The organism is Bradyrhizobium jicamae, assembly GCF_001440395.1.
Lineage (GTDB): Bacteria > Pseudomonadota > Alphaproteobacteria > Rhizobiales > Xanthobacteraceae > Bradyrhizobium > Bradyrhizobium jicamae.
In genome coordinates this window covers 7,620-17,622 of sequence record NZ_LLXZ01000082.1, presented here as the reverse complement: position 1 = coordinate 17,622, position 10,003 = coordinate 7,620, and the positions used below count along the sequence as shown (strand labels likewise).

Annotated in this window: 8 protein-coding genes and 1 pseudogene; 5 read left to right on the top strand and 4 right to left on the bottom strand. The window is 64.6% G+C overall.

The annotated features are described in order from the left end of the window. Both CQ12_RS13560 and CQ12_RS13555 read right to left on the bottom strand, forming a co-directional pair. Positions 1 to 1,428: AMP-binding protein (locus CQ12_RS13560; protein ID WP_057835809.1), on the bottom strand; the 1,428-nt coding region annotated here is incomplete at its 3' end. 106 nt (positions 1,429 to 1,534) lie between these two features. Further along, positions 1,535 to 3,352, bottom strand: coding sequence for an extracellular solute-binding protein (locus CQ12_RS13555; protein WP_057835808.1), 1,818 nt, complete (start codon positions 3,350 to 3,352; stop codon positions 1,535 to 1,537). A 262-nt stretch (positions 3,353 to 3,614) separates the two neighbouring features. Between CQ12_RS13555 and CQ12_RS13550 the strand changes: the two genes are divergently transcribed. Next, positions 3,615 to 4,400 (top strand): invasion associated locus B family protein, encoded by a 786-nt coding sequence (locus CQ12_RS13550; RefSeq protein WP_057835807.1) that lies wholly within the window; start codon positions 3,615 to 3,617, stop codon positions 4,398 to 4,400. Positions 4,401 to 4,492: 92 nt separating this feature from the next. Here CQ12_RS13550 and hspQ read toward each other — a convergent pair whose 3' ends face one another. Continuing rightward, positions 4,493 to 4,825 (bottom strand): heat shock protein HspQ, encoded by a 333-nt coding sequence (gene hspQ, locus CQ12_RS13545; RefSeq protein ID WP_027537766.1) that lies wholly within the window; start codon positions 4,823 to 4,825, stop codon positions 4,493 to 4,495. 123 nt (positions 4,826 to 4,948) lie between these two features. Between hspQ and CQ12_RS13540 the strand changes: the two are divergent. After that, positions 4,949 to 5,901 (top strand): annotated as a pseudogene (locus tag CQ12_RS13540) (AEC family transporter). Positions 5,902 to 6,068: 167 nt separating this feature from the next. On the opposite strand, the gene CQ12_RS13535 reads toward CQ12_RS13540, so the two are convergent. After that, complete coding sequence (locus CQ12_RS13535; RefSeq protein ID WP_057835811.1) at positions 6,069 to 7,259, bottom strand: UbiH/UbiF family hydroxylase; 1,191 nt, start codon at positions 7,257 to 7,259, stop codon at positions 6,069 to 6,071. A gap of 135 nt (positions 7,260 to 7,394) precedes the next feature. Between CQ12_RS13535 and pcsA the strand changes: the two genes are divergently transcribed. The 3 genes from pcsA to CQ12_RS13520 all read left to right on the top strand — a co-directional run bounded on the left by pcsA (position 7,395) and on the right by CQ12_RS13520 (position 9,912). Next, positions 7,395 to 8,129, top strand: coding sequence for a phosphatidylcholine synthase (gene pcsA / locus CQ12_RS13530; RefSeq protein ID WP_157088191.1), 735 nt, complete (start codon positions 7,395 to 7,397; stop codon positions 8,127 to 8,129). Next, positions 8,126 to 8,860, top strand: a complete 735-nt coding sequence (locus CQ12_RS13525; protein ID WP_057835805.1) for a TerC family protein — start codon at positions 8,126 to 8,128, stop codon at positions 8,858 to 8,860. The genes pcsA and CQ12_RS13525 overlap by 4 nt, the downstream gene beginning before the upstream one ends. A gap of 77 nt (positions 8,861 to 8,937) precedes the next feature. Continuing rightward, positions 8,938 to 9,912 (top strand): quinone oxidoreductase family protein, encoded by a 975-nt coding sequence (locus tag CQ12_RS13520; protein WP_057835804.1) that lies wholly within the window; start codon positions 8,938 to 8,940, stop codon positions 9,910 to 9,912. Positions 9,913 to 10,003: the final 91 nt, after the last annotated feature.

The following is a 10,003-nucleotide window of genomic DNA, read 5'->3' as shown; positions in this document are numbered from 1 at the left end:
GCGCGCGTTGTCGAGGGCGCGCCCCGCCAGCCGATGGCCGCTGATGCGGTCCGGCAACGCGGTCAGGAGCGCGCCCTGGCCGAGCCGTCGCGCCCATTCCTGCAGGTCCTGCGCCAGGAACCGGTAGCCGCCGACGGCCATGACGCCGGACGGCGGCGCGGTGATATGGACGGCGCCGGTGACGCGGTCCAGCCGCGCCGCGTAATCCGTGTCGACATAGTCGCGCGGCGGCGACGCGATCAGGGAGTCGCTCGGCGGCGGAGGCGGGGCGTAAGCCGCAACCGGCACCATCGGACCGCGCAATCCCAACGTTCCGCGCGGCGTCACGAGAATGTCGCCCGCGATCGACGATCCCGGCAAGTCCCGCGGCGCGCCGTGCGGGCCGGGTTTGATCAGGGCCGGCGAGCCATCCTCCGCGATCCGGCGGGCGCCGAACAATCCGGCCTCGCCGAACAGATAGACATCCGTCAGCGTCGCCTGTTGCGCGGACCAGCCCGCGCTGGAGCCGACCTGCTCCGGCGTGCGCCACAGGCCTATGACATTGCGCAGGCTTGGCATCCGCGCGGCGAGATCCAACTCGTCCAGCCGGAGCGCCAGTTGGGCAGGTGCAATCAGCGTGTCGCAGGACTGTTCGGTGATCTGCTGCTCCAGCACCTCATCGTCGAAGGGGTGGTGCAGCACCAGCGTTCCGCCGGACAGCAGCCAGATCGCCAGCGAGGAGGCGAGGCCGGCAAACGACATCGGCGAGAACGCCGACAGGATGGTGGCGCCCTGCGGCACGTCGCTTTCGAGCGACATGGAAAGGCCGCCCGCAATCAGGCCGAGATGGGCGCGCGGGACCGGCCGGAAGCCGTCCGCGGTGACGTCGAAGGAAATCAGCGCTGCCTTGCGGCCGTCCTGGATCACGGCGCGCGTGGTCGGGGATTCCCGGAAGATGGCGTTGTCGAGCGAGGCCATGCCTTCGGGCAGGTCGCTGCCGAAGCCGCAGACATGGCGGATCGAGAACGCCTCGGCAGCGGCGTTCATGGCGAGGTCCGAATAGATCACGCCGTCGATCTTGCCCGAGGTCACGATCGCCCGCGCGGCGGTGCGGTTGAGCGCCATGGTCAGTTCGGATTGCCGCCAGAGCAACGGCAGCACCGCGACGACGAGGCCGGCGCGATAGGCGGCGAGCACCGTGAGCGCGAATTCGATGGTGTTCGGCAGTTGAACTGCGATCACGGAATTGGACGGCAAGCCGGATTCGATGAAGTGCGCGGCCAGCGACGAGATCATGCGGTCGGCCTGCGCGAAGGTGAGACGTTTCGGTGGCTGGCCGGTGATGCGCGGCTTGTTGGGAGGATCGACCAGCGCCAGCGCGTCCGGCTGCCGTGCCAGGTTCCGTTTGAATAGCGTATCGAGCGTCGGCGAAGCGGTCGGCTGGGTCACGGCGTTACTTCGGTTCTATCACGAGGGTTGTGTCAGTTGGGCGAGTTACTCGGGCAGGTTACTCAGGCAAGCTACTCAGGCAAGCTACTTGGGTACGCCACTAACTTCACTTCGCTTCCGGCTTCTGCCACCAGGTTTCCGGCAGATAGCCCGTCAACGCGGTCGCCACAGGTTGTTCTACCCGATTCCAGCGCGCGATCCATTGCTCCTGCACGTTAAACACCGGAATTGCGTAGAAGCCCGAGATCAAAACGCGATCGAGCGCCCGCACCGCGGAGACGAAGGCCGGACGCTCGCGCGCCTCGAGCAGCGCCGCGATCAGGGCGTCGATGGCCGGCTCCTTGGCTCCCATGTAATTCCGTGTACCGGGAATGTCGGCGGCCTCACTGCCCCAGTAGAACGACTGCTCGTTGCCGGGAGACAGCGACTGATCCCAGCGGTTCTGCAGCATGTCGAACTCATAGCCGAGCCGGCGCTGGTCGAACTGTACGGGATCGACGGCGCGCACGCTGACCTCGATGCCGGCGCGCTTGAGGTCGCGCTGATAGGCCAGTGCGATCCGCTCCTGGTCGCGCGTCGTGACCAGGATTTCGAAGGTGAGCGGCGTCCGGGTCGAACGCTGCCGCAGCACGGCTCCATCGAGATCGTAGCCGGCCTCCGACAGCAAGTTCAGCGCCTGGCGCAACGTTGTGCGATCGCGGCCCGATCCGTCGGTGACGGGCAGGCGATACGTGCCGTCGAGAATATCGGGGCGGATGCGCTCGGCGAACGGTTTCAAGAGTTCGCGCTCGCGTGCGTCGGCGGGGCGGGTGTAGGCGGAGAGTTCGGATCCCGCGAAGAAGCCCGGCGTGCGGGCATAGAGTCCGAAAAAGTAGTTGCGGTTGATCCACTCGAAGTCGAACAGCAGCGTCAGCGCCTGTCGCACGCGGATGTCCGAAAACACCGGACGCCGCGTGTTGAACACGAGGAATTCCGCCGGCTGCGGCATTCCGGTCTTGATGGTGTCGCGGATCACCTCGCCGCTGCGGGCCGCCGGAAAGTCGTAGCCCTCGTGCCAGCGCAGCGGTTCGTGCTCGACGCGAAAATCGTAGAGGCCGCGCTTGAACGCCTCGAACAGGCCATTGGACTCGCGGTAGAAGTCGAGCCTGATCTCGTCGAAGTTCCATAGACCCCGATTTACGGGCAGGTCGCGGCCCCAATAGTCGGGATTGCGGGTCAGCGTGACGCTGGCTCCCGGCTTGACTGATGTGACGCGATAGGGACCGGAACCGACCGGTCCGGTCATCGTGGTTTCCTCGAACGTGGCGGGATCGACGGCATGCCGGGGCAGGACCGGCATCAGGCCGAGGATCAGCGGCAGTTCGCGGTCGTTGGTGCCGCCGAAATCGAAACGCACCGTGAGCGGGTCGAGCGCTTCGGCCTTTGCGACCTTGGAATAATACTGGCGGTGATTGGGGCGGCCCTTGTCGCGCAGCAGGGCCCATGAAAACAGTACATCCTCTGCCGTGACCGGTTCGCCGTCGGAGAAGCGTGCCTTGGGGTCAAGGCGGAAGGTGACGTAGCTGCGTGCGTCGTTGGTCTCGACGCTCCTGGCGAGCAGGCCATAGAGCGTGAACGCCTCATCATTGCCGCGTGCCAAAAGGCTCTCGACCACAAAGCCCCTGACCTGCTGAACCGCGATGCCACGGACGATCAGGGGATTGAGACTGTCGAACGTTCCAAGGACGCCCCAGACCAGCCGCCCGCCGTTCGGCGCATCCGGATTGGCATAGGGCATGTGGGTAAATCCGGCGGGCAAAGCGGGCGTCCCGTGCATCGCCAGCGCGTGGGTTTCGGCCGCCGTCGCAGCGCTGAGCCGCGCCACACCCAACGCGAGGGTGATACCGGCCAGCACACGCAGAGAGATACGCCTAAAGGCGGTCATTGACGGATAGCGATTTGATTCGAAAATGCACACCGAAAAGCTTTACCATAGGCTTTGGCCCCGTCCTGCGGGGAACACCAAAGATGCTTGTCGGCATTGATCTTTTCGACTGCCGCTGTATTGAAGGCGGGCAGTTGATGCCAGCGGGAACGCCTGTCACGTATCCGCCTCAATTGCCAACGAGATAGCCGCCTCAGCGCGGGTAGAGGTGTCGGCGTCTGCAGCGGTTTCGGGCGCTCCGGTTCAGAAAGGGTTTTCCGCAATGAATTTCCGTATCTTGGCCGGGTCGGTCCGGCCGCGTGGGCAGATCCTAGCCCTGTTGGCGGCCTCGGCACTGTCGGCAACGTTGATCGCGTCGGGTGCGCAGGCCCAGGCACCTGCGCCGGCGCCTGGCGCTCCGAGGGCGGCTCCCAAGGCTGCTCCGAAGGCTCCTGCGCCCGCCCCGCAGGCCCCCGCGGCTGGCGCCCCTGCCGCCGCTGCCCCCCAGCCGCAGGAACAGCAGGTCCAGCTGATCTATGCGCCCTGGACCAAGTTCTGCCTCAAGGGTCAGGAAGCCGGCGCCAAGCAGGTTTGCTTCACCGGCAAGGACGGCCGCATCGAATCGGGCCAGCCCGTGATCGCCGCCGTCATCATCGAGCCGGAAGGCGAGCCGAAAAAGCTCCTACGCGTGACGCTGCCACTCGGCATGCAGCTCGTCCACGGAACCCGGATCATCGTCGACAGCAATGCGCCGCTGCAGGGCCCCTACGTCATCTGCTTCCAGAACGGCTGCATGTCCGACTACGAAGCGACCCCTGAGCTGATCGCCAGCCTGAAGAAGGGCCAGAATCTCGTTGTTCAGGCGATCAATTCCAACGGCGCGCCACTGACGCTGCCGCTGCCGCTCGCGGGCGAATTCGCCAAGGCCTATGACGGTCCGCCGACCGATCCGAAGCAGTTCGAGGAAAACCAGAAGAAGCTGCAGGAAGAGCTGCAGAAGCGGGCTGAAGAGCAGCGCAAGAAGCTTGAGGGCGCCGCGCCCGGCGGCGCCAATCCGGCGACGAAATAACAGCCGCACCATTCAACTAAACAAAAGGCGCCCGACACGGGCGCCTTTTTTTGTCGCGAACAGCGATCGCTAGTTCGTTGCAGGCAAGACGGCTAGTTCAGCGACGGATTGCGCGGGCGGTAGCCGCCCGACTTGTCCTTCACGAAGATCTCGGCCACCTGCGAATGCCGGATCGGCTCGCCGGAATCGTCCGGCAGCAGATTCTGCTCCGAGACATAGGCGACGTATTCGGACTCTGAGTTTTCCGCGAGCAGGTGATAGAACGGCTGATCCTTGTGAGGCCGAACCTCCTCGGGGATCGACAACCACCATTCCTCGGTATTGTTGAATTCCGGATCGATGTCGAAAATCACGCCGCGGAATGAAAACACCCGGTGGCGGACGATCTGCCCGATCTGAAATTTGGCGGTGCGCGCTTTGATCATGTCCCGTCGAATAGACCATGATTGTGGCCGATGCTAGGGGCAATAGAACGAGTTAACCTTTACCTGTAATGGCCATTTCTGGCGCCATCCTCCCGAAATCACTGACAAAAAGACGCTTCCGAGATGGTCGATATCCTCAACCTTGCGCTCCCCTATTTTGGATTGATTTTTATCGGCTTCGCCTGCGGCAAGACCCGGGGGCTGCCGGAATCGGCCTGAGCTGGATGAACTTCTTCCTGCTCTACGTCTCGCTGCCGGCGCTGCTGTTCCGGATCATGTCGGAGACGCCGTTTTCCGAGCTGAACAACCCGCCGTTCCTGATCGCCACCACGCTTGCGACCATCAGTGCCTTCATCCTTGCGATGGTGGCTGGCCGGGTCATCGGTGAGCTGTCGTTGCGCAAGGCCACCATGGCGGGGCTTGCCGGCGCTTACGGCAATATCGGCTATATGGGCCCCGGGCTGGCGCTGGCGGTGCTTGGCGCCAAGGCGGCCGCGCCGACCGCGCTGATCTTCTGCTGCGACAGCATTTTCCTGTTCACGATCGTGCCGCTGCTGATGGCGCTGACCGATCGCGAGCACAAATCGTTCCTGCATGCGATCGGCATCGCCGCGCGGCAGATCGCGATGAACCCGCTGATCATGTCGGCGGTGCTGGGAGCGCTCGTGGCGGCCTTCCATATCCCGCTGCCGACGGCGCTCGACCGCACGCTGCTGTTTCTGCAGAACGCCGCCGCGCCGACGGCGCTGTTCGTGCTGGGCGTGACCGTGGCGCTGCGCCCGTTCGATCGCGTGCCCTGGGAGGTGCCCGGCGTGATCGCGATCAAGCTCCTGATCCATCCGCTGATCGTGTTCGGCCTGATGCTGCTGTTCGGCCCGTTCGCACAGCCCTGGGCGGCGACCGCCGTGCTGATGGCGGCGCTGCCGCCGGCACTGAACGTGTTCGTGATGGCCCGGCAGAACAACACCTGGATCGAGCCGGCGTCGGTGGCCGTCCTGATCGGGACCTTCGCCTCCGTTGTCACGCTGACCAGCGTGATGTGGATCATCCAGAGCGGTCGGCTGGTGTTTCCGTAGGCGTGGTGCTGAGATACAAAATCGCGAAAACAACCCCATGCAAAGTAGACAGACGTAGCCCGCATGAGCGGAGCGATATGCGGGACCGGCCCCGGGGTCGCTTCCGCCTACGCTCGTTGAGCTTCGGCGGACAGGTCGCTCGCCCGGGCTACGGCTGGCGTCCGGAGCTAGCTCACGCGCTTCCAGGTCGGCGCCAGCCCCTCGCGCATGGCGAGCCGCCGCAGCGGTCCGAACGAGCCGAGCAGGTGCATGCCCGCGGCGCGGAGCGATTGCATGCCCAGGAAATCGCTGAGCAGCGAGCGGTTGGCGACGTCGATCGCAATCAGCCGGCTCGCGACATCGGCACGGCGGGCAGACTGATAGCGCGCCAGCACCGCCGGCGCCCCCGGATCTTCGCCGCGCGAGAGCGCATCGCCGGCGATGTCGGCGATATCGGCCGCATCGCGCAATCCCATGTTGAGGCCCTGCGCGCCGATCGGCGGCACCACATGGGCGGACTCGCCGACCAGCGCAACACGAAGGCTAGCGAATTGGTCGGGACGCTCGATCGTCAGCGGAAACAGGTTGCGGCCCGCTTCGACCTGAATGCGGCCGAGAATGGAGTGCGACTGTTTTTCCGCGGCCTCCGATAGTTCTTCGTCGCTGAGCGACATCAGCCGCTCGGCTTCCCGGGTCGACGCAACCCACACCACGCTGCAGCGGCTGCCGGGCAGGGGCACGAACACGCACGGACCTTGCGCGGTATGAAACTCGGTGGAAATGCCGTGGTGCGGGCGCGAATGGGAGATGTTGAAGGTCAGCGCCGACTGATGCAGGTCGCGGCGGCTGATTGCGATGCCGGCTGCCTCGCGGGAGGGCGATTGCCGTCCGTCGGCGCCGATCACCAGCCGCGCGGCGAGCTGGCTGCCCTTGCCGGTGCTGATGGTAACGAACGCATCCTGCGGGTCGATCGTTTCAGCCTCATCGTCAAACCGGGTCAGGTTCGAAAGTTCTGCGGCGCGCTCTTCCAGGGCAACCATCAGCGAACGGTTGTCGATGTTGTAGCCGAACTGGTCGAGACCGATCTCGTCCGAGGCGAAGCGCACTTCAGGCGCGCGGATCAGCCGGCCGGTGTCGTCGACGAGGCGCATGGTCCGCAGGGCAGCCGCCTTGTCGCGGCAGCGCGGCCAGACGTCCAGCCGCTCCAGCAGGTCGGTGGATGCTCCCAACAGTGCTGTCGTGCGGTTGTCGGCATAGGGCACGCGGCGGGCGAGCAGGGCGATCCTTGCGCCGGTTGCGGCCAGCGCGACAGCGGCGGTCAATCCGGCCGGTCCGCCGCCGATCACGGCGGCGTCATAAACTTGAGATGCGTCGTTCATATCAAGGACAATTGACGTTCGGGCCGGCATTTTCAAGCCATCAACCGGCCGAAATGTTTCCGCCCAATCGCGCGGCGGAACGCCGCAATCGCCGATATGCAAATCGGAGCGATTCCTGATAGCACTGCCGGAGCAATGGACCAGACCAGCGAGCCAGATTCCACGCCTGCAACCAGCCGAATGCGGACCGCCGCATTCGCCGTGCACATCTTCACCGCGCTGGGCGCGGGCATCGCGTTGCTTGCGATGCTGGAGGCCGTGCGCGAGCATTGGGCGAGCATGTTCGGCTGGCTCGGCGTCGCCCTGATCATCGATGCGATCGACGGCCCGCTGGCGCGAAAACTGGATGTCGAGCGGCTGCAGCCGAACTGGTCGGGCGAGGTGCTCGATCTCGTCGTCGATTTCGTGACCTACGTCTTCGTTCCCGCCTATGCCATTGCCACGAGCCGCTTATTGCTGCCGGTGGCGGCGCCCATACTTGGCGTCGGCATCGTGGTGTCGGGCGCGCTCTATTTCGCGGACCGGCGCATGAAGGCGTCGGATAATCACTTCCGCGGTTTTCCGGCATTGTGGAACGCGGCGGCGTTTTATTTGTTCTTGCTGCATCCACCGCCGATCCTGTCAACTCTCGGAATAGCCGTCCTGATCGCTCTGACATTCGCTCCGTTTCACGTCCTGCATCCGGTCCGCGTCGTACGTCTGCGCTGGCTGACCCTGTGGCTCGTCGCCGCCTGGGCCGTGCTTGCCATGTATACGATCGCCTATGACTTCAACGTGGGCGCACCGATCGTCTTCGGGCTTTGCGCCATTGCCGCCTACATTGTAGGAAGCGACGCAGTGATCCGGCAGATAAAGTCGTTCAGAGCATGATGGAATTATTGACGAGCCCGGAAGCCTGGGCAGCGCTGGTGACCTTGACGGCGCTGGAGATCGTCCTCGGCATCGACAATGTCATCTTCATTTCGGTGATCGTATCGCGCATCCCGCCCGCGCAAGCCAAGCGCGCGCGCCAGATCGGCCTGCTGCTGGCGCTGGTGTTCCGCATCGTACTGCTCAGCCTGTTGGTGTGGCTGATCGGCCTGACGGAGCCCGTCGTGACGGTGAAGAGCGTCGACCTGTCCTGGCGGGACATCATCCTGATTGCCGGCGGCGCTTTCCTGATCGCGAAGGCAACGCATGAAATCCATGCCGAGGTCGAGGCCAGCCACGGCGAGGCGGATACCCAGCCAAGGGCCAGCGTATTCCTGATGGCGATCATGCAGATCATCATCATCGACATCGTGTTCTCGCTGGACTCAATCATCACGGCGATCGGTATGGCACAGGATATCGAAATCATGGTTGCCGCGGTGGTGATCGCCTGCGCCGTCATGTACATTTCCTCTGGCCCGGTAGCGAAGTTCGTGGCCGATCATCCGACGACCAAGATGCTGGCGCTGGCGTTCCTGGTGCTGATCGGCGTGGCGCTGGTGGCGGATGGATTCAAATTCCATATTCCGCGCGGCTACATCTATTTCGCCATGTTGTTCGCAGCTGCGGTCGAACTGTTCAACGTGCTCGCCCGGCGCAACCGCAAGAAAGCCGCCAGGAGCCGGGGGTGAGTTGACATCCGGCCGGCGATGGCTTTCGTTTCGCCTTCAGGCTAGGCGTTTCAGGGAATACCGAGGGAGAGGCTGTCATGACCAAGGCCGTGCGCGTGCACAAGGTAGGGGGTCCGGAAGCCCTGGTGTATGAAGACGTGGACGTGGCGGCGCCTGCAGCGGGCGAGGTCCGGATCCGCCAGCACGCCGTCGGCCTGAACTTCATCGACGTCTATTTCCGCACCGGCCTCTACAAGGCGCCCGGGCTGCCGTTCATCGCGGGCAACGAGGCCGCGGGCGAGGTGGTGGCCGTCGGGCCCGGCGTCACCAATTTTCACCCCGGCGATCGCGTCGCCTATTATTTCACGCTCGGCGGCTACGCCTCGGAGCGGGTGATCCCGGCGGACAAGCTGGTCAAATTGCCCGACCACATTACCTACGAGCAGGGTGCGGTCCTGATGCTCAAGGGGCTGACGGTCTGGTACCTCCTGCACAAGACCTTCAAGGTCGAGCCGGGCCATCGTGTGCTGATCCACGCTGCGGCCGGCGGCATCGGCCTTCTGGCCTGCCAGTGGGCGAAGGCGCTTGGCGCGCATGTGATCGGAACCGTCGGCTCCAAGGCTAAGGCCGACCTCGCGCTCTCCAACGGCTGCGACCACGTCATTCTCTACAACGAGGAAGACTTCGTCGCGCGGGTCAAGCAGATCAGCCGCAACGAGCTGTGCGACGTCGTCTATGACGGGGTCGGCAAGACCACTTTCCCGGGTTCGCTGTCGTGCCTGCGGCCACGCGGCCTGTTCGTCAGTTTCGGCAACGCCTCCGGCCCGGTGCCGCCATTCCCGCTCGCCGAGCTCAACAATCACGGCTCCCTGTTCGCGACGCGGCCGAAGCTCAATGACTACGTCTCGACCCGCAAGGAGCTGCTCGAAGGCGCCGACACGCTGTTTGCCGCCGTCATCAACGGCAAGCTCCACGTGCCGATCAACCATGCCTATGCGCTGAAGGATGCGGCGAAGGCGCATACCGAGCTCGAGAGCCGAGCGACGACCGGGGCTGCGATTTTGCGGCCGTAGGGTGTCTGCCGTCATTGCGAGAGCAGCGGGGCTGTTCACCCGCCCCTTGAGGGGGCGGGTCGGCTCACATGGAGCGCAGCGCAATGTGAGC

Bases quoted from the DNA above. Each gene is read 5' to 3' on its own strand.
- CQ12_RS13550 (WP_057835807.1), top strand. From the start codon at position 3,615: ATGAATTTCCGTATCTTGGCCGGGTCGGTCCGGCCGCGTGGGCAGATC.
- pcsA (WP_157088191.1), top strand. From the start codon at position 7,395: ATGGACCAGACCAGCGAGCCAGATTCCACGCCTGCAACCAGCCGAATG.
- CQ12_RS13520 (WP_057835804.1), top strand. From the start codon at position 8,938: ATGACCAAGGCCGTGCGCGTGCACAAGGTAGGGGGTCCGGAAGCCCTG.
- CQ12_RS13535 (WP_057835811.1), bottom strand. From the start codon at position 7,259: ATGAACGACGCATCTCAAGTTTATGACGCCGCCGTGATCGGCGGCGGA.
- CQ12_RS13525 (WP_057835805.1), top strand. From the start codon at position 8,126: ATGATGGAATTATTGACGAGCCCGGAAGCCTGGGCAGCGCTGGTGACC.
- hspQ (WP_027537766.1), bottom strand. From the start codon at position 4,825: ATGATCAAAGCGCGCACCGCCAAATTTCAGATCGGGCAGATCGTCCGC.
- CQ12_RS13555 (WP_057835808.1), bottom strand. From the start codon at position 3,352: ATGACCGCCTTTAGGCGTATCTCTCTGCGTGTGCTGGCCGGTATCACC.